Annotated in this window: 27 protein-coding genes and 1 tRNA gene; 16 read left to right on the plus strand and 12 right to left on the minus strand. The window is 60.8% G+C overall.

Going from position 1 to position 22959, the window contains the following annotated elements; translation table 11 throughout:
• Positions 1-47: 47 nt before the first annotated feature.
• On the minus strand, positions 48-1535 hold the full coding sequence (locus tag N2604_RS25050; RefSeq protein WP_260370827.1) for a porin: 1488 nt from the start codon (positions 1533-1535) through the stop codon (positions 48-50).
• Positions 1536-1944: 409 nt separating this feature from the next.
• Between N2604_RS25050 and N2604_RS25055 the strand changes: the two genes are divergently transcribed.
• Complete coding sequence (locus tag N2604_RS25055; RefSeq protein WP_025036671.1) at positions 1945-2451, plus strand: MarR family winged helix-turn-helix transcriptional regulator; 507 nt, start codon at positions 1945-1947, stop codon at positions 2449-2451.
• A 15-nt stretch (positions 2452-2466) separates the two neighbouring features.
• Here the strand turns inward: N2604_RS25055 and N2604_RS25060 are convergent, their stop codons facing one another.
• On the minus strand, positions 2467-3576 hold the full coding sequence (locus N2604_RS25060) for a S9 family peptidase (RefSeq protein WP_260370828.1): 1110 nt from the start codon (positions 3574-3576) through the stop codon (positions 2467-2469).
• Between the two features lie 473 nt (positions 3577-4049).
• Positions 4050-5021, minus strand: a complete 972-nt coding sequence (locus tag N2604_RS25065; RefSeq protein ID WP_260370830.1) for an SDR family oxidoreductase — start codon at positions 5019-5021, stop codon at positions 4050-4052.
• A gap of 463 nt (positions 5022-5484) precedes the next feature.
• Here N2604_RS25065 and N2604_RS25070 point away from each other — a divergent pair, with 463 nt between their 5' ends.
• Positions 5485-5724 (plus strand): hypothetical protein, encoded by a 240-nt coding sequence (locus tag N2604_RS25070; protein ID WP_025036674.1) that lies wholly within the window; start codon positions 5485-5487, stop codon positions 5722-5724.
• Positions 5725-5871: 147 nt separating this feature from the next.
• On the opposite strand, the gene N2604_RS25075 is transcribed toward N2604_RS25070, so the two are convergent.
• On the minus strand, positions 5872-6846 hold the full coding sequence (locus N2604_RS25075) for an alpha/beta hydrolase (RefSeq protein WP_260370831.1): 975 nt from the start codon (positions 6844-6846) through the stop codon (positions 5872-5874).
• A 121-nt stretch (positions 6847-6967) separates the two neighbouring features.
• Between N2604_RS25075 and N2604_RS25080 the strand changes: the two genes are divergently transcribed.
• From N2604_RS25080 to N2604_RS39820, 4 genes are all read left to right on the plus strand, one after another.
• Positions 6968-7591 carry a TetR/AcrR family transcriptional regulator gene (locus tag N2604_RS25080; RefSeq protein WP_260370832.1) on the plus strand — a complete coding sequence of 208 codons (624 nt, stop codon included), beginning with the start codon at positions 6968-6970 and terminating at the stop codon, positions 7589-7591.
• 368 nt (positions 7592-7959) lie between these two features.
• Positions 7960-8505, plus strand: a complete 546-nt coding sequence (locus N2604_RS25085) for a septal ring lytic transglycosylase RlpA family protein (RefSeq protein WP_260370833.1) — start codon at positions 7960-7962, stop codon at positions 8503-8505.
• 472 nt (positions 8506-8977) lie between these two features.
• Entirely contained in the window at positions 8978-9172 is a 195-nt protein-coding gene (locus N2604_RS25090; RefSeq protein WP_260370834.1) for a hypothetical protein, read from the plus strand.
• Positions 9173-9299: 127 nt separating this feature from the next.
• The gene (locus N2604_RS39820; RefSeq protein WP_409241748.1) at positions 9300-9443 is read left to right on the plus strand and encodes a head-tail adaptor protein; all 144 of its coding nucleotides are present in this window, start codon (positions 9300-9302) and stop codon (positions 9441-9443) included.
• 14 nt (positions 9444-9457) lie between these two features.
• On the opposite strand, the gene N2604_RS25100 is transcribed toward N2604_RS39820, so the two are convergent.
• Positions 9458-10141, minus strand: coding sequence for a hypothetical protein (locus tag N2604_RS25100; RefSeq protein WP_260370836.1), 684 nt, complete (start codon positions 10139-10141; stop codon positions 9458-9460).
• A gap of 47 nt (positions 10142-10188) precedes the next feature.
• Here N2604_RS25100 and N2604_RS25105 point away from each other — a divergent pair, with 47 nt between their 5' ends.
• From N2604_RS25105 to N2604_RS25130, 6 genes are all read left to right on the plus strand, one after another.
• Positions 10189-10563, plus strand: a complete 375-nt coding sequence (locus N2604_RS25105; protein ID WP_260370837.1) for a phage terminase small subunit P27 family — start codon at positions 10189-10191, stop codon at positions 10561-10563.
• The gene (locus tag N2604_RS25110; protein ID WP_260370838.1) at positions 10541-12166 is read left to right on the plus strand and encodes a terminase large subunit; all 1626 of its coding nucleotides are present in this window, start codon (positions 10541-10543) and stop codon (positions 12164-12166) included. The genes N2604_RS25105 and N2604_RS25110 overlap by 23 nt, the downstream gene beginning before the upstream one ends.
• 3 nt (positions 12167-12169) lie before the next feature.
• The gene (locus N2604_RS25115) at positions 12170-12571 is read left to right on the plus strand and encodes a hypothetical protein (protein WP_260370839.1); all 402 of its coding nucleotides are present in this window, start codon (positions 12170-12172) and stop codon (positions 12569-12571) included.
• The gene (locus N2604_RS25120; RefSeq protein ID WP_260370840.1) at positions 12564-12881 is read left to right on the plus strand and encodes a gene transfer agent family protein; all 318 of its coding nucleotides are present in this window, start codon (positions 12564-12566) and stop codon (positions 12879-12881) included. Before N2604_RS25115 ends, N2604_RS25120 begins: the two co-directional genes overlap by 8 nt.
• Positions 12874-15129, plus strand: coding sequence for a hypothetical protein (locus N2604_RS25125; RefSeq protein WP_260370841.1), 2256 nt, complete (start codon positions 12874-12876; stop codon positions 15127-15129). The genes N2604_RS25120 and N2604_RS25125 overlap by 8 nt, the downstream gene beginning before the upstream one ends.
• Before the next feature lie 114 nt (positions 15130-15243).
• Positions 15244-15672: a hypothetical protein gene (locus N2604_RS25130; RefSeq protein ID WP_260370843.1), complete on the plus strand. Its 429-nt coding sequence runs from the start codon at positions 15244-15246 to the stop codon at positions 15670-15672.
• A gap of 438 nt (positions 15673-16110) precedes the next feature.
• On the opposite strand, the gene N2604_RS25135 is transcribed toward N2604_RS25130, so the two are convergent.
• Entirely contained in the window at positions 16111-16665 is a 555-nt protein-coding gene (locus N2604_RS25135; RefSeq protein WP_260370844.1) for a hypothetical protein, read from the minus strand.
• A 202-nt stretch (positions 16666-16867) separates the two neighbouring features.
• On the opposite strand from N2604_RS25135, the gene N2604_RS25140 reads away from it, so the two are divergent.
• The 4 genes from N2604_RS25140 (at position 16868) to N2604_RS25155 (ending at position 19712) form a co-directional block, all read left to right on the plus strand.
• Entirely contained in the window at positions 16868-17044 is a 177-nt protein-coding gene (locus tag N2604_RS25140; RefSeq protein WP_260370845.1) for a hypothetical protein, read from the plus strand.
• A gap of 157 nt (positions 17045-17201) precedes the next feature.
• Positions 17202-17438: a hypothetical protein gene (locus N2604_RS25145; protein WP_260370846.1), complete on the plus strand. Its 237-nt coding sequence runs from the start codon at positions 17202-17204 to the stop codon at positions 17436-17438.
• Positions 17439-17501: 63 nt separating this feature from the next.
• A complete protein-coding gene (locus tag N2604_RS25150) occupies positions 17502-18218 on the plus strand; it encodes a hypothetical protein (RefSeq protein WP_260370847.1) in 717 nt (238 codons plus the stop codon).
• A gap of 432 nt (positions 18219-18650) precedes the next feature.
• Positions 18651-19712 (plus strand): tyrosine-type recombinase/integrase, encoded by a 1062-nt coding sequence (locus tag N2604_RS25155; RefSeq protein ID WP_260370848.1) that lies wholly within the window; start codon positions 18651-18653, stop codon positions 19710-19712.
• Positions 19713-19771: 59 nt separating this feature from the next.
• On the opposite strand, the gene N2604_RS25160 is transcribed toward N2604_RS25155, so the two are convergent.
• From N2604_RS25160 to N2604_RS25185, 6 genes are all read right to left on the minus strand, one after another.
• Positions 19772-20005: a hypothetical protein gene (locus N2604_RS25160; RefSeq protein WP_260370849.1), complete on the minus strand. Its 234-nt coding sequence runs from the start codon at positions 20003-20005 to the stop codon at positions 19772-19774.
• Position 20006: 1 nt separating this feature from the next.
• A complete protein-coding gene (locus N2604_RS25165; RefSeq protein WP_260370850.1) occupies positions 20007-20576 on the minus strand; it encodes a hypothetical protein in 570 nt (189 codons plus the stop codon).
• A gap of 199 nt (positions 20577-20775) precedes the next feature.
• Positions 20776-20853, minus strand: a tRNA-Pro gene (locus tag N2604_RS25170).
• A 109-nt stretch (positions 20854-20962) separates the two neighbouring features.
• Complete coding sequence (locus N2604_RS25175; RefSeq protein WP_260370851.1) at positions 20963-21919, minus strand: IS481 family transposase; 957 nt, start codon at positions 21917-21919, stop codon at positions 20963-20965.
• Positions 21920-22002: 83 nt separating this feature from the next.
• Positions 22003-22578 (minus strand): MerR family transcriptional regulator, encoded by a 576-nt coding sequence (locus N2604_RS25180; RefSeq protein ID WP_260370852.1) that lies wholly within the window; start codon positions 22576-22578, stop codon positions 22003-22005.
• Positions 22579-22602: 24 nt separating this feature from the next.
• Positions 22603-22944 carry an integration host factor subunit alpha gene (locus tag N2604_RS25185; protein WP_025036680.1) on the minus strand — a complete coding sequence of 114 codons (342 nt, stop codon included), beginning with the start codon at positions 22942-22944 and terminating at the stop codon, positions 22603-22605.
• Between the last annotated feature and the right edge of the window lie 15 nt (positions 22945-22959).

Consider the following 22959-nt stretch of genomic DNA (forward strand, 5'->3'; position numbering starts at 1 on the left):
CCGGCGGTTTCCCGCCGGGGTTCTCCGATCGATTGCGCGATCGATGATCAGAAGTTGCGCTGAGCGCGCAGCAGCATGCTGACCGAGTTCTGGTCCTTCAGCTCGTACACGGCCGCCGGCTTCGCAGCCGAGGCAATGCCCGGGCTGTTGATTGCGCCCGAGTACTTCTGGTCCAGACGCGACCAGCTGAGGTCGGCCGTGAACGCCAGGTTCTTGACCGGGGTCCACACGGTGTTGACACCGACCACCGCGAAGTTGAAGTCCGGATTACAGGTCGAACCGGCCACGGCGATCGTAGCGAAGTTGGTGCAGATCAGGCCCTTGCCCGTCGTGCCGTACCTCAGCTGGCCATAACCACCGTACACTGCGCTCGCCCAGTTCGGGCTCCAGTTGTGGGTGTAGCCACCACGGACGCCCCAGGTCTTGACGGTATCGATGCCGGTAGCCGTTCCGAACACGCCGTCAGCCAGACCGGCGAACCCGGTGCTCTGATACGCGCCATTGCTGCTTCCGCTGAACATGAAGAAGCTCTGCGGGAACAGGCTCTGGAAGTTGTAGCGCGTCGCGCCGTCCGTGTAGACAGCCTGCAGGTTGATGGAGTCACCCGCGCCGGTCGGGATGTTCTTGATCGACAAAGCGCCCTGCACGGCCCATCCCCACTTGTCGGAAGGATGACCGGAGACTTCGGTCGCGCCGTAATAGGCTGCATGCAGCTCATGGGCCACGACCGAGATCTGCGCCAGACCCCAGGCTTGGTCGACGCGCACGGCGCCGACGATGTCAGGAGAACGCGTGCCGCCCCAGGCATTGGCACCATAGACGCCGGTCACGAACTGCGCCGCCGTACCCGACGACACGTTCCAGAGGTTCGACTGACCATTGTTCGCCGAGGTCTCGTCCTGCAGCGCGACCGAAGCAGTGATGCCCTGGCCGAAGTCAGCCGTGTAGGCAACCTGGTTCACGCCGTTGACGTGGTTGGAGCCGCCCGGAATGGTATCGGGGCCGCCCGCCGGATAGCTCTGCCAAGGAGCGTCGAAGATCGAGACCGTGCGGCCGAAGGTGAAGCCCGCGAACTGGATGAACGCATGGTAGAGAGCGAGCGTGGCCGCGTTGGTCGAGAACGCCGAGGGATTGCTGCCGGTGACGTTCCCGGAGTCATAGCTGAAGACCGCGTCGGCGTAGGTGCGAACGACGCCGTATTCGGTCGCCGTGCGGGTGTCGATGTTGAAGTCCAGACGAGCGCGGCTGAAATAGTAGTTGGTCAGACGGTTGTTGGACCCGCCGTTCACAGTGCTCGAGCTGTTCCTGAAGCCATAGTCGCCGCCGCCGCCGAGAATCATGTCGGCGCGGACGTAACCACCCAGCTTGATGCAGGTGTCGGTGCCCGGGATGTAGTAGAAACCTGCGCCGTACAGCGAGCAGATCTTCACGTATTCGACCGCCTTGGCCTTGACCGGAAGATCAGCCGCCTGAGCTCCACCGACGGCGATCAGGGTCGCCGCAGTGCCGAGCAAAAGGCTCTTCACCACTTTCATTTAAAACCTCCAAGTTGCTCATTTCACGGAGACCGGACCGTGAGGCCCCCCAGATCCCCCGTCTCTTCATCAAATCCGCTCGGCCGCTTCGCGTTTTTCGGACGTACCCGCATTCGCGAGGGACGTGAGCGAACCACCTGCAACGGGACGATCGAGAACCCCCCACCGTCACGGGTCAATATGCCCGTGCCATTCCGTTAATCAAAATAGTTTATTAGATCAGCTTTGTGGTTTCACTAACCCTGTGGCCGCGGCGCAACACCGGTGTTGAGCGAAAAAGCCTGATCGGGTCATATTTGTAGTTTTCGTGACACGATTACCCTGCTCTGCACTTGCGTCAGAGCAGAGTTGCGTGGACTATGCCCGCCGAAAAGAGCCGGAAAGAGAATCAGCTTGCGGGAGTAACGCTGTGTCCGCGACGAGGAAGGAAGGAGCGCGCCTGCGCACCATCGGCAACCTGGATATCATCAGGCGCTTCACCTGGGAGATATCGTCGATCAACATGTATCTCGAGGAGCTGCGTCAGTTCTGGGCGAGGACGCTCGGCATCAGCGGGCCGCAATGGCTGATCCTGATGGCCATCTCGGACCTCGACAAGGACGACGGCATTCCGGTCAACGTCGTGTCCAAGCTCCTCCACGTCGATCCGTCCTTCGTCACCACCCAGTCCAAGCTGCTGGAGAAGAAGGGTCTGTTGCGCCGCCGCCCCTCGCCGACCGACGCGCGCGTGGTCCGGCTGTCCCTGACCGAGAAGACGCAGAAGCACCTGGCGAGCCTCAACGAGCAGTACAAGACCATCAAGGAATTCGTCTTCCAGGAGTTCGACGAGGCCGAGCTGGCGGAATTCACCACCAAGCTCGCGACGCTGAAGACCCGTCTCGAAAAGGCCTGCGTCCGCCTGAGTCTCGACTTCTGACGCGGGAGCCGGCTGCTAGATCCGCCTGCCGGCGCGGAGGCGCGATTCGAGCCAGTCGAAGATGTACTCGTTGGCAAGGCTCGGATTGTCGGCATGGGCCTGCGCCGCGCCGGTCTCCGCCGCAGTGAACACTTTCAGCATGACATCCGAGCTGCCGAGCCGGGAGTTTCGGACGAGCTGACGCGCCCGGTCGGCCTTGAGCCAGCCGTCCTCGCCGAGCGTGATCAGCACCGGACAATCGGCGCTGGAGGCCATCAGCGGCGCATGCGGCACCGGGACGATACTGACGTCGCTCATCGCGAATCGGCTGGCGAAGAAGGCCCGCTCGTGCAGGTCCCAAAGGCCGCCGTCGCAGACCGCGGCGGCAAGCCGCGGCTCCTGCAGCACCGCGCGCGCCACGAAGGACGAGCCCCAGCCATCGGCGATGATCCCGACGCGCGCGAAGTCGACGTCCTGCCGCGTCTCCAGATAGTCCATGACGCCGGGGATCGCGCTCTCGAGATCCTGGCGCCGCAACAGCGCCTCGAGAAAATCGTCGCGCTGGTCGCCGAACAGGTCGAGCGCCAGCATCGAAAAGCCGCGCTCGCGTGCGTGCGGCACCAGCTTGAACAGAAATTCTTCCTTGCGGTGGCCGGGCTCGCCGATGCAGATCACGGTCGGAGCCGGCTCCCTCCCCGATGACGCAGGAAGGAAGTAGCCTTGCAGCGAATGCCCGTCGAGCCAGGGTATCGTCACCACCTCGCCGGCCGGGCTGCGCGCCGCCAGGTAGCTGCGCGCGCATTCCTGCATGGCCAGTACCGCGACCCAGCGACGTTCGTCGAGCGGGTCGAGCGGCATCGCTGCGGCACCATAGTAGTTCATCGCGCGCAGCCAATTGCGCTGCGCGCTGGCCAGGTGTCCCTCCGCGAACGCGGCCTCCGCGCGCTGCCGATTGGTCTGCGCCAGATTCTTCCACTCGCGATGCCAGGAGCGGTCGTCGCCGCGCTTCAGCTGCCGCGCGATCATCAGGCATTCCGCGATCGTGGCGCCGCCCTCTTGGGCCGCCGTGAGCAGCCGCGTGAACTCAGCTGAAATGTCCTCTCGCTCCGGGCAAAAGGTCCAGTCGTCGGAGAGGCATGCGGGCATCGTCGGGAGCTACGCTCTAATCGTCGCGTTACCCCGATTGACTAAACCATTTCAGGTCGCCGACCAAGCCGCCGCGCGCGCCATTACAGGCATTTGAGATCAACATCGCTTGAACATCGTCATGACGCATGCATGACACCCCCGAGGGCCCGGGGGTGGGACGAGCATTGGCAGGAGCTGGCACATAAAATCGTTCGAGCCTCTCTTGCCATGACGATCATCATACCCATATTGGCGCGCCTCGCTGGCAGGGCGATCGCATGTGCCCAGTGGCGGCGTGCGCGCACGCCTCGTCCTTCGAGACGGCGCTGTCGCGCCTCTCCAGGATGAGGCTAATCAGCGCCAGTGCCTTTTGAAACTGCAGCCACGCACTCCGTCCTCATCCTGAAGGAGCCCGCCCAAAGGGGGCGTCTCGAAGGATGGCCGCAGGGAAAAGCTCTCAAATGCGATAGGCCGGCGCCTCGACGCCGGCCTCAACCAAGCCGCCAGCCGACCTCCAGCGTAAAACTTTCGTAGAAGGCACGGTCGTAAGCCTGCTCCGGCGTGGCGCGCACGCGCTCGTCGAGGCGCTTGGCATCCTCGCCGACGAGGATGCGCCACCGCTCCGCCTTGACGCCGTCGAGAATGATCTTCGCCGCCTGCGCGGCCGTGGTCGGCGCGTCCTCCAGGAAGCTGCGGGCGCGCTCGGCGAACGCCGCCTGGATGTCCTCGTCCGACATCTTGTCGGCATCGGGCACGCCGGCCGCGGCCATGCGCTTGCGCGTCAGCGCCACCTCGTCGGCATTGAGCTTCTCCGAACCATCGCCGCTCTGCACCTTGCGCGAATTGGAGACGATCGACGTGCCGATATGGCCGGGCATCACAACCGAGCATTTGACGTGCGGCGCGTGCAGGCGAAGATCGTTGATCAGCGCTTCGGTGAATCCCTTCACCGCGAACTTGGCGGCGCTGTAGGCGGTGTGCGCCTGGTTCATGCCGATCGAGGCCCAGAAGCCGTTGACGCTCGCGGTGTTGACGATGTGGGCCTCGTCGGCCGAGACCAGCATCGGCAGGAAGGTGCGCACGCCGAGATAGACGCCGCCCCAGCAGATGTTGAAGGTGCGCTCCCACTGCTCGCGCGTGTTGGTGAACAGGCTGCCGCCGCCACCGATGCCGGCATTGTTGAACAACAGGTGGATCCTGTCCGTCTTCTGCTGCTCGACGATCTCGTCGCGAAACCGCTTCAGGTGATCCTCGATCGCAACGTCGGCGACGTGCGTCGTGACGCGCAGCCCCTGCGGCAGCTTCTCGACTTCGCAGCGCCGCTTGGTCTCGGCCATGGCCGCTTCGGAGACGTCGCACATCGCCACGTTGCAGCCTTCGGCGACGAGCTGCCGCGCGAGCTCGCGCCCCATTCCCGTGCCGCCGCCGGTGATGACTGCGATCTTTCCAGCAAAATCCTTCATGGGACTTCGGTCCCTCCCCTTGTCGGTGTGTTTCTTGGTCACGGCGCCGCTGACGGCGGCGCGCGCAAAACTGTAGCAGCGCGACATTCACGGGTAAAAGCCGCGCGCCGCCATCTTCGCCATCGGTTATTTCGGCAGGCGGACTATTGCACCGCCTGCGCTAAGCGCGCCACGCCCTACGGGCGCCTGCGGCTCGCGGCCTGCTGTGCGCGCGATGCTGTGCGGGCCTTGTGAAGTGGATCATAGGCTGCGCAGCCCTGACGATCGATCATCCCCAGGTGTTTTTCTGCGAGTTCCCCGTATTTGTCCGGCTTCGGGTCAATGGCGATTTTTTTACAATCCGAATCGTCGAGTGGGGGGTGGACGCTGGGTTGAGTCGGCCCGCGTGTTGTTTGCGTGTCACAGCTCTGGCACTCCGCTTGCATCCTCTTCGTGGTCAGAAACAACCGACGAGGTGATAGGAATGTTCGTGACCGTCGTTGCCGTGCTTTGCCGGCTTGGCGCAGCCAGCTCAGGCAGTTGCGTCGAGGAAATCGTGACCGACAGCAACATGACACCCGAGATTTCGCTCATGCAGTGCGCGATCGGCGCACAAGCGCCCCTTGCGAAGTGGATGGGCGAGCATCCGATCTATCACGCGAACTGGCGCCTTGAGCGCTACAAATGCGTGCCGGGTCATTATGAGATCAAGGGCCACGCCTAAGGCCCCGCAATACTACTGGTACCAAACCACGGATACCAGAACGACCGATCCAAGAGGAAACGCCCCGGAGGCCGCTTGTCCCTCCGTGCGGACACAGCGCCAGACCGATCGCGGCAGGCGCTCTGTGACAATGATCACGCCCTCCCTCTAGGCCACCTCACGCAAGATGATCGCACGTGCCCGCCGCCCTTCCGGCGTCGGCATCAGCGCGAAGTTGTGCGGTTGCTCGCGCAGGAGATGCAGCTCGACCGGCACGCCCACAGCCCTCGCCCTTGCGGCAAGATCGACGCTGTCGGGATACAGCAGATCGCGCGTGCCCGAAAAGATCGTCATCGGCGCCAGCGCGCGGAAGCCGCCGTTGAGCGGGCTGACGAAGGGATGGCCGACATCGAGCTCGCCGGCATAGAGCCGCGCCGCCTCGACGATCCCTGGAATATCCTGGAACGGATCGCGCGCCGCGATCGCAACCTGCTCCGGACGACTGACCGAGGCATCGGCCGCGGGCGAGATCAGCAGCATCCGGCTCGGCTGCCGATGACCGCGATCACGCAGCCATTGGCAGGCGGCGAGCGCAAGGCCAGCCCCCGCCGAATTGCCTACGATCGTCACCTTTGCCTCGCCTGCGTCTTCCAGCAGCATGCGCAGCAGCTCGGCCGTCGCCGGCACGACGTCCTTGGCGGTCGCCCGCGGCGCCAGCGGGTAGATCGGCACGACGCAGCAGATGCGCGCCTTGCGCGTCATCTCGCCGATGAAGCGCCAATGCGCCGGCACGATCTCGTTGATGTAGCCGCCGCCGTGCAGGAACATGACGTAGTTGCAGCCCTCGTGGCCTGACGACGGCGCGGTGTAATAGACCGGCCAGCCGCCCATCTTGGTCAGGATCACATCGACGCCGCGGCCGACCCCGATCGGCTCATGAGAGGCCGGCGCCAGCGCCAGCTTCTGCACTTGTGCCTGCACGACCTCGGCTGATGCCAGCTGCTTCTTGAATGGTAGCAGCCGCAGCAGCATGTTGAAGACGCGACTTTGCAGGCTTGGTGCGGGATCACGCGGCGCCCGCGCGCCGAATACGCAGCCGCCCGGACAGAATTGAAAGGCCGATACAAGTCTCGCAACGCTCATCGCCACATCCCCATCCGGCTGTTTCGACCCGGCGACGAAGAGGGTTGCCGACCCGCCGCCACTTGCCGATATAATGCGAGCATTCACTCGCTTTTCCTACTCGCTTTCAGATCACAAGGCCGTGGCCCGCAAACCGCCCACAAAACCCCGGAAAAATGCCTCGCAGGAGCGATCCCGCGCCACCGTCGACGCGCTGGTCGAGGCAACTGCTCGCATTCTGGTCAAGGAAGGCTTTGAGAGGGCCAGCACCAACCGCATCGCGGAAGTCGCCGGCGTCAGCGTCGGCTCGCTCTATCAATATTTTCCCAGCAAGGAGGCGCTCGTCGCCGCCGTCATCGACCGCCACAACGATGCGATCATGACGGTCGTCCGCGCCGCCTTCGCGGAGGTCGCCGACCTGCCGATCGAGAAGGCCGTGCGCCGCCTCGTCACGGTCGCGATCGAGGCCCATCACATCAACCCGAACCTGCACCGCGTCCTCGCCGAGCAGATCCCCCGCTCCGGCCACCTCGCCGAGGTCGAAGCCTACAACCACGAAGTCCACGCCCTCGTGCGCGCCTATCTCGAACGCCACCGCAAGGACATGCGCAAGATCGACCCCGCGCTCGCAGCATTCATGTGCGTGAGCGCGATCGAAGCCATCGCGCACAACACCGTGCTGAACGGAGCCGAGATGCTGTCGGAGAAAGTGGCGAAGGTGCTGGTGGACGAGACGACGCGGATGGTGGTGGGGTATTTGAGGTAGGTGGGCGCCAAGCCAGGGCACTTCCTATCTAGCTACGCACGACGCTTCTTGAGCTTCGCGTCCAGCCTGATGACGATCGCTCTCCCTGCGTCCAAAGCTGGTCGTATTGCGCGACTCACCTCCGCCGGGACGCGACCACGTCTATCCTAGGCCGGCAGCTCACCTCGCTGATTTTAAATATTTAAATATATTTAATTCTGGGCGAATTAATACCTGATTATTTGAGGTCGGGAGAGCGAGACCGCGGTCAATCTCAGTCAGGTGCTCCGCGATGTCGGTATGCCATCACCGTTCTGCGCGTGTTAAGGAACGCGACCTCGGAGCTTGCATTGTCCGCTTGATCTTCAATCGTTCATGAGAGGTCGACAATGCATCTTCTCGTCAGAATCGCGGCGATTGCGACAGTCCCTGCTTGGATCGGATTGAACGCGAACGGCGCTGCAGCACAGGATTTCAATGACCGATGGTCTATCATTCCGAGGGCTCAGGCAGAGCCGGCGCCTGGCCTCGAACAGCCGAAGAAGGATCAGATTGAGGCTCCATCTCCCACCGCACAAGAGCCCTCGGCTGATCGCTCGGGTATGCGATCTTTCAATCGAGTCATTTCGGGAAAGGCCTCCTATTATTCGTATTCCAAAGGCAAGACAGCGAGCGGTTCGTCATTCAATCGGAATCACCTCACGGCAGCGCATCGCAGCCTGCCGTTCGGCACCAAGCTCCGCGTGACGTACGGAGGAAGCAGCGTCATCGTCACCATCAATGACAGAGGCCCGTTCATTCGTAGCCGCGTCCTCGATCTCTCGCTCGCTGCCGCGCGCAGCTTGGGGATTACGGATCGTGGCGTAGCTCAGATTCGTGCCGAGGTGTTGTCGACACCCAACCCCGCCGAAGCGAAATTGCCTTCAACTAATTGAACTCCAACGCTACTGCGCCATCATTCAGCCCTTCGCTCTGGTTGAACATTGGGGATGGATCGGAGCGCACACGGGTGTTTAAGCCGCCGCTCCGCACGAAGAACGCGGTGATTGATCTGAACTAAGCTCCGGGTGGATACGAAGCCGACGGTCGCAGATATTTTCACATCACGACACCGCTGGCATGATGACATTATGCCCTGTTTTATACCCCTGTTTTGCCCGACGCGTCAAATCGCTTTCGGAAAAACGTTATTCTCCAATGACATCGCTACTGTGCATGGGGTTGTTTTTCGACTCTTTGCTGCACCGGCCGCCGAAGCGGCCAGCGCTTCTGGTCACACGCATCCCTCGGGCTGGGAGCAGCCCCCCACGCCGACGCTCAATCCACCCGACAGATGATTTGAAAAAAATGGTCGGAGCGAGAGGATTTGAACCTCCGACCCCTAGTCTCCCAGGCGAGCGCTTATCATTGTTCTTACTGGCCTTTTCTGCAAACCAGCTGATTTTTGCTGCATTGAAACTTCATCGCTTTTCACTGCGGCTGCAAACAGCAGCAGCGGGACTTCGCGGCTCAATTCTGAAAAACCGACTCACTTTCGCCACAGTCTCCACGCAAGATAATTACGTATTCGGGGCCCGCTCCGAAACGAAAGCACAGCATTGAGGAATCCCCTCGCTCGCCTGACTGGCGGGCCAACCTCTGCTGTGTGCCTAATTGTCCGTCACGTCCCGCCTAAAATCCCGCCGTTGACGACCGGGAAGACGCGCGCGGGCACACCACCGACGCGGCGCTGACCTTCCGAACGTATTATTTCGCCACTCTCAGCCTCAATGACCGGCTGCTCTATGAGGGCCACCAATACGAGATCACCGGCATCACGGAAGTCGGCCGGCGCGTTGGGATGGATCTCAGATGTCAACGGGTGGGCCCATGAAGCGCGAACCATCCCTAAAACGGTATCTCTTCACCCGGCCTACCGTAGATCTTGATCATCTTCTGTTCGTGATCCAGTTCGGGGGCAAGCTCGTCCACGACGGGCCTCAGCTCCTTCACAACCAGCTCGGCAGCGTGCCAAATGCTCCCTGCAAGGGAATGTCCAAGCTCGATTTGCCACGGTCTATTCCCATAATCACCGTTCGCCCATGTCAACGTGTCCGAACCGAGCTCAAGCTTGATCGCGCCAAGCCGTCTGAGGCCATCTCGCATGTTGCGTATCTCGGCAATCACATGGCGCGGAAAGACATCAAGACGCGCCCAAGCCTCCTCCAGTTCCGGTGGCTCATCAAGCGCGAAATCTGCCGCTTCCCATCCGAGTCGATGAACCGCGAAGCGGTTGTTCAGTATCCGCGCTTTTTCGTAAAGTTGCGTAAGTGCGACTTCCAGCTTGAGGAACAGCGCTACCTTACGGCGCATCTCGTCGCGGTCCGCGACCTCCCGATCGTAGCGGACTTTTGCAGTGGCACCGCGATATGCAATGCCCGCCGCAATCAACGCGACAAAGCCCGTCATCAACGTCTGCCACTTCTCCAGCTTCGAAAGGTCAACTGCTCCCCACAAGCCCAGCCACACCGTCAAAACGGCAGTGAGCATAAGAGCGGAAATGGTGGGGAGACCTGGAAGATTCGGTTTCATGGCGGAAGGTTGCAAACTTCGTCCGCAATTGTCGAGAGAGTTGCGGCATGAAAGGCCGAAAACCACAGCTTGCCCCTGACGTGAACGCGCTAGACGCCACGACCAAAGCACCGACTTGGCTCAGCAAGCACGCCAAAGCCGAATGGCGCCGTGTGATGCCGGAGCTTGCGAGGCGCCGCATTCTCACCGTGGCAGACCTGGGCTCATTGGAGAGTTATTGCGTTGCCATGGGCAGGGTTCGGCAGTTGGAGACGCTCTTGCGAACCGAGATCGATCTGAAGCTCCTCCGCGCCCAGGATAAGAGCATGGTGACGGCGCGTCAGCTCGCGGCCGAACTTGGCTTGACCCCCGTGTCCCGCTCGCGGCCAGCCGTGCGCGACAATGACAACGAAGGCGACGATGAAAACCCGCTCGCCCTCTAAGGATACCTATCCGCACTGGATTTACGACAACTCGCCCATTCCAGACCCACTCGGTTGCGGCGAGCGCGCTGTCACGTTCCTCCGGCGCCTAAAGCATCCCAAGTCGACGCTCCCTCGAAAGCAGTTTCAGCTTGACCCATGGCAGGAACGAGTTGTGCGGGCGATCTATGGGCCCCGCAATGCAGACGGCTCGCGCATCGTATCTACAGCGATCATCCTGGTGGGACGCGGGAACAGGAAAACGTCTCTGTCCAGCGCATTAGCCCTTCTCCACACCATCGGGCCGGAGCGTATGTCCGGCGGCGAAGTGATCTTTGCCGCCAGCGACCGCAGTCAGGCTGGCATCGCGTTCAAAGAAGCTCGCGGCATTGTGCAGGCGGACCCCAAGCACCTAGCACCGGTCACCAAGATCTACGACGCCTTCAACAGCGCCAAAAAGATCGCGTATCCCCGCGAGGGGACCGAGCTGGAAGTCATTTCTGCAGACGCGCCGTCTAAGGAGGGCCGCACGCCTTCGTTCGTTCTCGCCGACGAACTGCACGTTTGGCGCGGAACTGATCTTTGGAAAGTTCTGACCAACGGCCTGGACAAGATCGACAACAGCTTGCTTGTCGTCGCGACGACCGCCGGTCGCGGGCAGGACGGCGTCGCTCATGAGGTAATCGAGCGCGCCCGCAAGATCGCCCGGGGCGAGATCGTCGACCCCACATGGCTGCCGGTGCTGTTCGAGTCGCCGGCCGATGTTGACTATACCAGCGAGGACGCATGGCGCCGCGTCAATCCCGGCAGCGCCCACGGGTATCCCTCGATCGCAGGCTTTCGTCGGCATGTCGCGCGGGCCAAAGATAGTCTGACCGAGCGCGACAGCCTGTTGCAATACAAACTCAATGTCTGGCTCGATCACTCGACTAGCCCGTTTGTCGACATGGCGACCTATGACAAGGGTGCGGCACCGGTCGACTATGAGGCCTTGCGCGGCGCGCCATGCTGGGTTGGCGTCGACATGAGCAAGACGACCGACCTTTCAGCCGTCGTCGCATGCTTCCGGGACGGCGACACCTACACTGTGTTGCCGCACTTCTTTTGTCCTGAGGCCGATATCCGCAAGCGCGGCGACCTGGACGGTGTGAACTACGCCTCCTGGGCCAAAGACAGTTTCATTACGGCCACGCCCGGAAACGTCATCGATAACGCCGCGGTCGCGGATTACATCCGGTCGCTCGCGGAACGTTTCCAGGTCCAAGAGATCGGCTTTGACGTGGCGTTTGCTCAGGGCGTCATGGCGCCACTGGTCGACGAAGGCTACCCGGTCGTGACGATCCGCCAAGGCTGGGTGACGCAATCGCCGGCCCTGAACGTCCTGGAGCGCGCGATAATCAGCGGCAACTTTAGACATTCCGGCCATCCCGTGTTGCGGTGGAATTTCGCCAACGTCGCCATCCACAAAGACGCGAACGACAACCGGATCATTCACAAGAGCAAGTCGACCGATCGCATTGACGGCGCGGCGGCAACTTGGATGGCAGTTTCGCGCGCCGCAGCCGGCGAGAGCAATCGATCGCTCTATGACCTGCCCAACGCCGTTGAACTCCTTTCGTGGTGATGCATGGCCGATAACGAGGATCTGGACGCATACCTTCAATCGCTGCCGGACAAGATCACTGAGCATCTATCGGACGTGCTGCGCGAGCAGGCATTCCGCCTTTCGGATGCTCAGCGCGCGGCTTTGCGATCACTTGAGCAATCGCCAGAGACCGGCGCCTTGGAAGCGTCGTGCACCGTCGCTGCCGGCGCCAATGACCTGGAATACTTCGTTGAGGCCGGCGGCGACATGACGACCAAGGAGGTCCGGGAAGGTAGCGGCGTCGAATATGATTACGCGCTCGCCTTTGAATTCGGGACAAGCCGACAGCCGGCCCGACCGTTCTTCTACAACACCTATGAAGCCATGCGCGACGACATGCAGCAGGCGATCGACGAAGCAGTAAGCGAGGTTCTAAATGATTGACACCACCGGCCGCGAGATCACATGGGCGGGCGGCACCCATACCTTTGATCTGGGGCATCCCTGGGTTCGCCGCGTCATGAGCTATCGCGGCCCGGCGCCTGCCGCCGCTTTGGCGCGCTTTGAGGCCAGTAACTACAGCCCCGCGGACGTAGAGCGCCTGATCGAGCTGGGGCTGATTGGCGGCGGCATGCCCGAGCGCGAGGTTGAGACGTTGCTTGATGCGCATGTTCGCGGAAAGCCTCTTGGGCCGAACGTCATGCTCGCGAGCGCCGTTCTGTCCGCGCTGTTTGTGGGTGCCGACAATGGCTAGTCTCACGATCCCGGTTAGGCTCAACCTCGACCAGCTGAAGGAACAGCTGCGGCAAACAACCTCGCTCACTGGCAACGCTACGCGCCAGATTGCGAAGCAGTTCCTCGACATGAATAAAGACCTCGCGAAGGACGCAATCTTTGCGACGATGGCGCGCGGCGCCGTTGATCTGGCCGGCAGGGTCGCGCTAGCGGTTGGTGCCTATAAGCTCATGACGGCCGCGATCAGCGGCGCCCGCGAGCAGATGCAACAGATGGTCGATATTGCCGATAAGGCCAAAAACCTTGGCGTCTCGCCAGCGTTCCTTCAGGCTTTCTCCGCAGAAGCGCGCAAGCTCAAGGTTGAGGCCGGCGAGCTGGAATCTGCCTTGGATCACGCCTTCCAGGCTACCAAGGACATATCTCCGGTCGACATAGGCGAGTGGAGCGTCGGTGAAGAAAAGATCACAGCCGTTGAAAAAGCCTTGCGCGTCTACAATGAGACGCTTGCGAAGGCAGCCGGCCAGCAATTGCAAGGCCTGGTTCTCTTCCGGGATGCTCAGACCCAAGAGAATAAGATCAAGGCGGTGCTCGCGGCCATGATCCAGCTCGACCAGATCGGGCAGCATGTCGCCAGCCTGGACCTGGGCGAGCGCATGTTCGGCGCCCAGATCGTGGATCGCATGCGGCAGGGCAAGACCAGCGCCGAGAGCATGTTGCAGACGATCAAAGAGACCAGTGCGAACGCCGACGGCATCTTCAGCAACGCCTTGGTTGAGCGCGCGAAGGAAGTCGACGACCAGCTTAAACTTGCCCATCAGCGCCTCTCGACTGCGCTCAAGCCGTCCTGGGATGATCTCGCCAGCGTCATGATGGACATCAAGTCGGCCTGGGCCGAAGTGATCGGCTACATCGCCAAGGCGGTGGAGCTATCGAACAAGCTGCCCCGCATCCCCGGCATGCCGGCGAGTGCCACCGACCTCGACGCCAAGCGGGATGCGCTCGCCCAGGTCAACGCCCGTTTGAACGGGACCGGGGGCGGGTTGCTCGGCAGCGTCAACCTTCCGCCGCTCTCAATCCCCGGCATCGGACAAGTCTATGCAGGCACAACGGCGGACCTTGAGGCGCACCGCGACCGCCTGCAAAAGGAGATCGCGGCACTGACGGCCGGGCAGGATCAGTATGGCCCGCCCGCGCCCAGCCAGACGCGAGGGACCGGCCTGGCGCCGACCAAGATCAGCACCGGCAGCAACGTGGACAAGCTCGCCAGCGCCGCTGATAGCATCGAGAAGCGCACCGCCGCATTGCAGGCAGAGGCAGCGGCTCTCGACCTGTCTACCGCCGCACGCGAGCGCGCCAAGGTGTCCGCCCAGCTCGAAACTATTGCAATCCAAGCGAACGCCGCCGCTGGGAAGGGCGAAGGGGTCGTTACGGCTGAGCAGCGCCAGCGGATCGACGAAGTCACCGAGGCTTATGGCAAAGCCACCGAGGCCATCGAAAAGGCGACCGTTGCCCAGTCCATCCGGCGGGACCGACAGACCTCGCTGCTCGATCCCCAGGACGTGCAGATCGCCGAACAGCTTAGGGGGCTCTATCCGGACGTAGGGACGGCCCTGAACTCGGTTGAAGCTTCGGCCATGCGGACCAACGAGGCCATGCGGTCGATCGGCAGCACCATGAGCAGCAGCCTTACCGGCGGCCTTGCAGACATCCTGGATGGCACCAAGAGCGTGTCGGCGGGCTTTGCTGACATGTCCAGAGCCGTTGTCCGCGCCTTGGAAGAGGCCATGATCAAGATGCTGATCGTTCAGCCGCTGATGCGCTCCATGAGCGGCGCGTTCGGCTTCAGCGAGGGCGGCTTAGTCGGCGCCCCCGCGCTGGCCAAGGCGGACGGCGGATTCATCACCGGACCAGGAAGCGGAACGTCTGACAGCATCCCGGCGCGGCTCAGCAATGGCGAATTCGTGGTGCGAGCCTCCGCTGTGGCAAAGCACCGCGCCGTGCTGGAGGCGATCAACGCCGATCGGATTCCCAGGTTCGCCGACGGTGGGCTTGTTGGCTCTGGCGGCCCGGCGGCGCCCATGATCGGCCCCCAGGCTGTGATCGCGCCCCAGATTGCGGTAACAGTCCAGGGTTCGCCTGGACAATCGCCCCAGGACCACCAGCGTATGGGCGAGATCATTGCCCAGACTGCGCAGCACCACATCAGAAGCATGATTGCTGCCGAGCTTCGGACGGCCACGCGGCCGGGCGGAGTCCTCCGCCGATAAACCGGCGCATCGCGAAGGCCCAACCCGCTATATCAAAAAGAAGAAACCCCCGCCCGGCGAGGCGAGGGTTCCAGAGATCGAATTCTTGCCGTTGCTCAGACAGAAAGTTTCGACGTGATTAGTTATAGCGAATCCGAAGCTCGCGATGCAGAAAAAAATGCAGACGAGCAGCCCAAGCCGCCGAACTATCGTGAGATGTTCGAGTGTCATCGCGCGGAAAAGAAGCGCGCCAAAAATCGCAGCCGGCAAGCACGTCACCGAGCGCGCCCCAAGGAAACGAGTGTCGCGAAGCTTGCTGCCGCATTGCGCAAGGCCACTGCCAAGCCGCGCGGCCCGCACACTAAGCTGCTCGAGCAGTTGCGCGACCGCGTGAAGGAGCTCGCAGGTTTTCGCTACTTGTCGCGGATGCTGATTGCGCAGCACGGCGCCATGTCCGACGCTGATCTCGGCCGGCACCTCTGCATCACTCGAAAGAAGGCATGGCAGACACGGCAGATCGTTGCCGACCTGGAGTCCGAGGGCGGCCCCTGGCACAACATTTAGGGTAAAACGTCGGAATTTCGCCTGTCACACTCACAAAGAAAGAGAAGCGAATTCAACCACTTGCGGAGGCAGGATGGAACAGATTTGCCGGCAGGGTGGAACAGATTTGAAGCGTTCTGTTCCACCCTGTTTTCAAAAACCCTGCGAAATAAGGGGTTTTTCAATTCCGGATGTGTCACGCTTGCTAGAAGTAGCTAGTTGTTTGGTTGTTTAGAAAAGCGAGGGCGAAGCCCTCTTAGGAAACGTGACAGCGAAACTCGCGGTCTCCCTCGCTCCGCTCGGTCGCTTCGCTCCCGGGGGCTGCCGCCCCCGAACCCCCGCCGGGCCGTAGGCCCGGCTCTTTGAAATCCAGTCTCCGGAGATGGGATGCTTCCGGTCATGGAAAACTTCCAACCTGATCTGAGACACTTCCGGCCATACTCGCCGACGGGGTCGAATTTATCTCGGCAACTTCGGTTGAAGCTCAGGCTCCCTCTCAGTGCATCCTATTTCATTGCAGCTGAGCACGACATACCCGCCTATTGCCGAGCTACTGTCGGAGCGGCGCTCGCCGGTTACTCTGTTGATCTGGCTTGACTGATAGATCTTCACGTCGTGCGGCTCGCGGACGATGGTCACCGTTGCATAAGTGTCCCTCGTCCCATCTGTTGACTCGATGGTCACGTTCGATCTCCCTGGCGACAAGCCGGTGAAGGCGATGATGTGATCGCTTTTGGGGATTGCCGTCACTAGCATATTGTCGTCAATGTGGACGGCCTTGATAGGACGCTTGAAATAGACCTGAGTTGGAGATGGGCTTCTGAACTTCAGGATGATGTTTCCATTTTCCGGCGCCGCGATGACAGGCTGCTCGACTACGTCCAAGCTCGTTGTGGGGCCGGGTCGCTCCTGGGGCGGTGGCCCTATCTTTTGCTGTTCCTGTGCCAGAGCTTGGACGGAAATCAGTGCAGTGGCGCAAACCGCTGAAGACAGAGCGAGTGCAACGAGCTTCATGAAAAACCCTCCAAATAATGGATCTAGGATGCCACAACTGACGGGGCCGCACTAGCCAACAGCCGCGACCGGACGGCACGGCTTTTTGTAAGTCAGTGCTGACTTGAAATTTATTCAACAAAAGCAATTACTTGACGTCATTTTGCGAATATGAGTCTTATGGCACCACACCGCTCTGGTGGGGCTCAAAAAAGGGAATGCCATGTTGATCGCCGACGACCGTTACACCACGCTTGTGAAAACGCTGACCGAGCTGGACCAGACGACGCAATGTCCGTTCGCAAATCCCCGCGCTCGGCGCGCCTGGATTGAGACCCAGGTGCAAGAGGCTCTGTGCGCGGCTGATGTGTATCCGGAAAACAGCGAAACAAGCGCCTAAAAATTTGTGCGCGCAGCGCAAGTGCTCACCGCTATAGCCTATCAAGTGAGGGCCATTCCCAGTCGGGGCCGTTCACTCTCCATGTCGTTTCCAGCTCGGTGCACAATGCCGAGCTGGTTTCGTCTGGGGATCATTCCGGCTGTGACAGGAGAAGTGAATGTCCATTACTAAAGATGACTACCCCGGCGTGACAGAGTTTGGCGCCGTCCCTCAGAAAGTCGAGGACGACACCATTGTGCAGATCGAAAGTGAGGCAGCCAACCTGCGGGCGATCGGCACCAAAAACATGTTCGTCTCCATGGGAGAGCATCCGACCTTAGGTTCGGTGCTGATCCTGAACCTCGACGACGGCACGGGCGGTTTCGTGCTGGCTGACCGCGTCCGATTCGTCTGATTGCCTGGCTAATCTATTGCCCAAGATTGGCCCTCGCGCTTAGATTGCGGGGGGGCCGATTCCATGCCTGATTACTCAAGCTCTTTTACAAAATACCGCGCCTACAATATCACTCCAGACACGCTGACGGCGATCGTCTCCCTGGTGACGAAATTCATCGAGCGGCCAGCGACCATTACGATCTACCTGGACGATGACCACGAAGTCAAAGACACGGACTTGGATGCCCTAGTCAACGATACGTTCGTCAAGGCGCAGAAAATCCAACGCTTGAAAATCGATGGTAGGAACAGGTTGGGACCTGACTTAGTCCACTCGATATCGATCAGCTTTGAGTCCGACCAGTTGTTGAGAGTAGTGCAGGTCACAATTGCCGGAGATCGCGATCGATCTATCGTGGCTCGCCGGGAATTGGATACGATCCTTCGAGGGGCCGAGTATTGGTATTCTGCGCTGCTTCCGTCGAGGTCATCGTTCCTTTTCTTCCAGCTGTCGTTCTTCGTGCCTGTTGTCATTATTGCGGCACTGTCGGCTTATTTGACTTGGCTATTCGGTGGGGCCGTGACGGAAAACTCCATAACTGGTTGGGTGCTTGTTCCGGCCGTCGTTCTTCTGGCGGGTTATTTCGGGCTCAAGGACTACGTGTTTCCGAGGTTAACGTTTGACATTGGCCGTTCAGCGGATCGAATTAAGATAGCGGGTTACTGGCGAAACATTCTGCTCACCGGCGTCGTGATTGGAATAGTCATCAAGCTGGTGATCGATAGGCTGCTAAAGTGATCACCTTAAGCCGCATCTAATCACCCCGATCATCGTCACGCGGTCGCGCAGCGGGCCTTCAGGCAGCACGCCATAGCGCCCCGTCGTGCTCGCCTTGGTGTGTCCCAGCAACACGCATACTGCTTGTCAAGCCCGCCTTGCGAAACACGGCGCATCCCGACGTTCGCCCGCTATATCTAACTCATAGCTCGGTGATGGGAACGGCGGACGTGCGAAAGCGGTGTCTAACAAAGCAGGAGGCGGCCGATTACTGTGGCTGCAACACCCTGTCCGCGTTTGACCGCTGGATTCAAAAGGGACTTATCCCCAGAGCAATGCCCGGGACCAACCGCTGGGACCTCAAAGCCCTTGACTCGGCCCTAGACCGGGCATCGGGCCTTGTGACAGAATCGTCTCCCGAAATGACCCCATACCAGCGTTGGAAGGCTGAGAATGCGCGTAAGACCCAAGCCGCTTAAGCTCAAGGGTATCAACCGCGTTCCCAAGCGTCAGGCAGATGGCACGGTCAAAATCTATCTCTACCACCGCGCTACCGGCATCCGGCTGCACCCGGAACGGCTTGCTGAGACCTACGCTGAGGCAGAGAAGCGGACCCGCCGGAAGAGCGAAAAGACGCTCACCGATCTCATTCGGCTGTTCGACACCTCCAGCACATATGCTGCGCTGAGCGAAGAGTCGCGCAAGCAGTATCCCTGGAAGCTCAAGCGTATCGAGCAGCAGTGGGGCACTGTTCCGGAAGACACCTTTAACAACGCAGACGATGCCGACGCGTTCGCGGCAGACGCCCTCGCGTGGCACCAAGAGCTTGGCAAGACCTCTCGTCGATCGGCCGACAATCTCATGTCGGCGCTTTGCCGCGTTCTCTCGTTCGCAAAAGAGCAGCGCCGCATCAAGCACCACCCTATTCCCACCTTCCACCGCCTCTACAAGAGCGACCGGGCCGACAAAACGTGGTCGGAGGACCTACAGCAGCAGTTCATCAAAACTGCCCGCCCCGCCATGGCGACTGCCATGATCCTGGTCCGAAACACGGCCATGCGCGCCGGCGACGTTCGCAAATTTGCTTGGACCCGCTACGACGGGCAGCGTGTCCAAATCCGGTCGAGCAAGACCGGCAAGATGCTTTGGATCCCCGCCACGCGCGAGCTGAAGTCCCATCTCGACGCCCTGCCCCGCGTCGGCGCGCTGGTAATGCTGACGCCGACCGGCAAGGCCTACACTAAGCGCTACTTCAACGATCACTGGCGCGAAGACTCGGACGCCGTTGGAGCTGGTGACCTGAACTTTCACGACAACCGGGGCACGGCCGCGACACTGTTGGCTGAAGCGGGCGCGACGGCGCCTGAGATCGCCGAAGCGCTGACTTGGACCGTGGACAAGGCTCAGCGTGTTATTGACGCCTATTTGGCTCGCCGCGGCGTGTTGGCGGCGAACGCTATCCAGAAGCTTGAGGATTACCGAGACAGCCGCGCGGCCGTGCTACTATCTTCATAACATCGCCCAAAAACAAAGCCCGCCACAGTGGGCGGGCTTTGCAGACAGTGCACTGCCGGTCACGCAGCTTGCAATGAGTCGTCTAGTTCGTCGTGCTCTTCCAGACCATCCGAATCCACGACAAGCGCTTTCTCATCGGATGCATCCCAAGCCAACCATTGTTCCTTGGTAATGCTATCGACCAGGTTTTTAGTCTGAGGCACTTCCTTGATGCGCGCCATGGCATCATGGATAGCCTTATTCAACAAATCGGTCGTCTCAACCGAGTTTGCCTTGTTTTCCATTTCTGCCATGTCACAACTCCTTAGCCAGATACGAACTTCTGACCTTTGCTAGTTTGTATGGTTTGTAGCCATACCGTTCATACTTCGCAGGCTCAACTGCATCCTTTATCAGAACTCGTTCGCTACCGAGCAGTTTCGCATACTCCTCAGCACAAGCCAATATAGGCAAAAGAATCCCGCCTTTCAGGTAGTTTGGCGCAAAGGACCTTTCCACCCAATGAATAACTAGGTGTGTTTTAGCATTTGAGGGCTTTCCCAGCGCTAGTCCCTGCAAAACTCGAGTTCCTTCAACGTCTTGCCACACCGCCAAATCGAAGTAAGAAGGCTTGTTGAGGAACTTAAAATAAAGGCGCTCCCAACTGATTGGGAACCCGTGGTGAGTGGTATCATTGTAGTGCTTGGGCCACTCAGTTCGGGCGTAGTCCGTTGCGTCCCTATTGATCGAAGATAGTGTCACCCGGTCCCACATCAAGCGGTTCCCAAACTGTTTCACCTTTTCGTTCAGAGACTTAACGACGGCCCCGCGAGAGTGGTTCTTTAACGCGTAATAGTAAGCATAATTGTATTCGTCGAAATACATCAACGCGATCCCCGGCAAACAATGCACCTTATGCGCGAATCACCGGGCCTTTCCATCAATTTTTCAGATACGGCTCGGACTGACCTTGCTGTAGCTCAAGCCTCAGAACGCGCTGAGAACAAATTTGCAAACCGCCTGCAAACGGGCGATCGGCTGCAAACCGATCGCTCAAAGAGCCCCCTGATCTTACTGAGGAATTTGGTCGGAGCGAGAGGATTTGAACCTCCGACCCCTAGTCTCCCAGACTAGTGCGCTAACCGGGCTGCGCCACGCTCCGAATGCCGTTCCATTAGCTAGGATCGCCGCTTTGCGCAAGGCGAGGCCGCAGCATTTTGCTGTATCCGCCCGAGCGGGCCGGAACTGGCCACAAAGCCGGCGGGATCGCCCTAGCTGTGGAGCCTCAAGAGGTTGTCCTCGGTTAGACCGAGCCTGCTGATCGGCGTTTGAGATCTTATCCCGCCGTGGGGGCGATGCCAGTTGTATCGATGGAGCCAACGGGGCAACTCCTCGGCGCGGCGGTCGGAGGTGGGATAGGCTTGCGCATAGGCCCACTCCCTGAGCGCGGTCTGGATGAAGCGTTCGGCCTTGCCATTGGTTTTGGGCGTATAAGGCCTGGTTCGCTTGTGCTTGAGGCCGAGCTCCTGGCAGGCGTCGCGGAAGTCGAAGGCTTTGTAACAACTGCCGTTATCGGTCATGACCCGGGTGACGGTGACGCCGAGGCCTTTGTAATAATCAATGGCCGCTTTGAGGAAGGCTACGGCGCTCTCGGCTTTTTCATCGGGCAAGATCTGGGAGAAGGCGACGCGGGAGTGATCGTCAATGCAGACGTGGACGAATTCCCAGCCGACCCCTCGGTTGTTGCTCTGACCGGTGCGATCGCCGGTGATGCGGTGGCCGATCTTGTCGAAGCGGCCGAGCTTTTTGATGTCGATGTGGATCATCTCGCCCGGCGTTTCGCGCTCATAGCGGCGCACCGGCTCGGCCGGCTCCAGGTCGCGTATCCGGTTCAGTCCCAAACGACGCAGAATGCGGCTCACAGTGGCCGTCGATATCTTGAGTTCGACCGCGATCTGCTTGCCGGTGTGGCGCTGGCGCCGCAAGACCTCAACAGCGGTGCATGTGGCAGGCTCTGTTTGGCTCGGCAGTGAATGAGGTCGTGACGAGCGGTCGCGCAAGCCATCAACGCCTTCCATGCGGAAACGGCCGACCCATTTGGCAACCGTTTTCGGCGTCGTATTGAACTGGCGCGCCGCGGCTGCTTTGGACAGGCCGAAATCCACGACGGCACGAACCATCGCCTCTCGACCTTTCGGTGTCAGGGGAGCATTCTTGTGGGTGTCCATTCGGTTCTCCGCGAATCGCTGTGGTTTGGCGACTTCAGAGTTCCCGGTCAGGGCCGAATGGACAACCTCCTGAAAGACCACACCTAGCCGTCCTTCAGGGCCTGATCCAGCATGTCCCGGCAGGCGACGAGGTCGCCGAGCACCCGCTCCAGCCGCTCCCGGTCGAGCGCGCTGGGGCCGGCGGGCGCGGCGGCGCCGCCTTTGCGGAAGGTGGTGAGGATCTCCTCGTCGTCGATCTCGCTGAAGCGGAAGTCGATGCCTTCCTCCTCATCGCCCTGGTAGTCGTCATCGTCGGTGTCGGTGACGCCCTTGATGGGGGCCTCGTCCTCGGGCTCCATCAGGCTCGCGCCGATGGCGTCCTCGATGGCGCCGAACGAGACCGCGGCCGCGCTGTCGGCGAGGCCCTGCACCGATTTGACGCCGTGCTCTTTCAGGATCCGCTGCACCCCGCGGATGGTGTAGCCCTCCCCGTAGAGCAGCCGGCGGATGCCCTTGAGCAGGTCGACGTCGTCGGGGCGGTAATAGCGGCGGCCGCCGCTGCGCTTCATCGGCTTGATCTGGGAGAAGCGGGTCTCCCAGAAGCGCAGCACGTGCTGCGGAATGTCGAGTTCCTGCGCTACTTCGCTGATGGTTCGGAACGCATCCGGCGCCTTGTCCAAATGCCAGTCCTTTCCGAAAGGCGGTTACGCCTCTTCTTGAGCCTTGGTGGCGTCGCCGTTGGTGCGGTGCTGGGCGTTGATCCGCTGCTTCAGGATCGCCGACGGCTTGAACACCATGACGCGACGCGGCGAGATCGGCACCTCGGTGCCGGTCTTCGGGTTGCGGCCGATGCGCTGACCCTTCTTGCGCACCATAAAGGAGCCGAACGAGGACAATTTCACCGTCTCGCCCTTCTCCAGGCAGTCGGTGATCTCCTTCAGCACGAGTTCCACGAAGGCGGACGATTCCGTGCGCGACAGGCCCACCTTCTGGTAGACGGCTTCGCACAGATCGACACGCGTTACGGTTTTGCTGGTCTCGCTCATCGCCCTGCCCCACCT

This window comes from Bradyrhizobium sp. CB1015, assembly GCF_025200925.1.
GTDB lineage: Bacteria > Pseudomonadota > Alphaproteobacteria > Rhizobiales > Xanthobacteraceae > Bradyrhizobium.

Bases quoted from the DNA above. Each gene is read 5' to 3' on its own strand.
- N2604_RS25050 (WP_260370827.1), bottom strand. From the start codon at position 1,535: ATGAAAGTGGTGAAGAGCCTTTTGCTCGGCACTGCGGCGACCCTGATC.
- N2604_RS25110 (WP_260370838.1), top strand. From the start codon at position 10,541: ATGAAAACCCGCTCGCCCTCTAAGGATACCTATCCGCACTGGATTTAC.
- N2604_RS25165 (WP_260370850.1), bottom strand. From the start codon at position 20,576: ATGTATTTCGACGAATACAATTATGCTTACTATTACGCGTTAAAGAAC.
- N2604_RS25100 (WP_260370836.1), bottom strand. From the start codon at position 10,141: ATGAAACCGAATCTTCCAGGTCTCCCCACCATTTCCGCTCTTATGCTC.
- N2604_RS25140 (WP_260370845.1), top strand. From the start codon at position 16,868: ATGTTGATCGCCGACGACCGTTACACCACGCTTGTGAAAACGCTGACC.
- N2604_RS25155 (WP_260370848.1), top strand. From the start codon at position 18,651: ATGCGCGTAAGACCCAAGCCGCTTAAGCTCAAGGGTATCAACCGCGTT.
- N2604_RS25150 (WP_260370847.1), top strand. From the start codon at position 17,502: ATGCCTGATTACTCAAGCTCTTTTACAAAATACCGCGCCTACAATATC.
- N2604_RS25115 (WP_260370839.1), top strand. From the start codon at position 12,170: ATGGCCGATAACGAGGATCTGGACGCATACCTTCAATCGCTGCCGGAC.
- N2604_RS25185 (WP_025036680.1), bottom strand. From the start codon at position 22,944: ATGAGCGAGACCAGCAAAACCGTAACGCGTGTCGATCTGTGCGAAGCC.
- N2604_RS25065 (WP_260370830.1), bottom strand. From the start codon at position 5,021: ATGAAGGATTTTGCTGGAAAGATCGCAGTCATCACCGGCGGCGGCACG.
- N2604_RS25085 (WP_260370833.1), top strand. From the start codon at position 7,960: ATGCATCTTCTCGTCAGAATCGCGGCGATTGCGACAGTCCCTGCTTGG.
- N2604_RS25105 (WP_260370837.1), top strand. From the start codon at position 10,189: ATGAAAGGCCGAAAACCACAGCTTGCCCCTGACGTGAACGCGCTAGAC.
- N2604_RS25125 (WP_260370841.1), top strand. From the start codon at position 12,874: ATGGCTAGTCTCACGATCCCGGTTAGGCTCAACCTCGACCAGCTGAAG.
- N2604_RS25175 (WP_260370851.1), bottom strand. From the start codon at position 21,919: ATGGACACCCACAAGAATGCTCCCCTGACACCGAAAGGTCGAGAGGCG.
- N2604_RS25075 (WP_260370831.1), bottom strand. From the start codon at position 6,846: ATGAGCGTTGCGAGACTTGTATCGGCCTTTCAATTCTGTCCGGGCGGC.
- N2604_RS25060 (WP_260370828.1), bottom strand. From the start codon at position 3,576: ATGCCCGCATGCCTCTCCGACGACTGGACCTTTTGCCCGGAGCGAGAG.
- N2604_RS25160 (WP_260370849.1), bottom strand. From the start codon at position 20,005: ATGGCAGAAATGGAAAACAAGGCAAACTCGGTTGAGACGACCGATTTG.
- N2604_RS25120 (WP_260370840.1), top strand. From the start codon at position 12,564: ATGATTGACACCACCGGCCGCGAGATCACATGGGCGGGCGGCACCCAT.
- N2604_RS25145 (WP_260370846.1), top strand. From the start codon at position 17,202: ATGTCCATTACTAAAGATGACTACCCCGGCGTGACAGAGTTTGGCGCC.
- N2604_RS25135 (WP_260370844.1), bottom strand. From the start codon at position 16,665: ATGAAGCTCGTTGCACTCGCTCTGTCTTCAGCGGTTTGCGCCACTGCA.
- N2604_RS25070 (WP_025036674.1), top strand. From the start codon at position 5,485: ATGTTCGTGACCGTCGTTGCCGTGCTTTGCCGGCTTGGCGCAGCCAGC.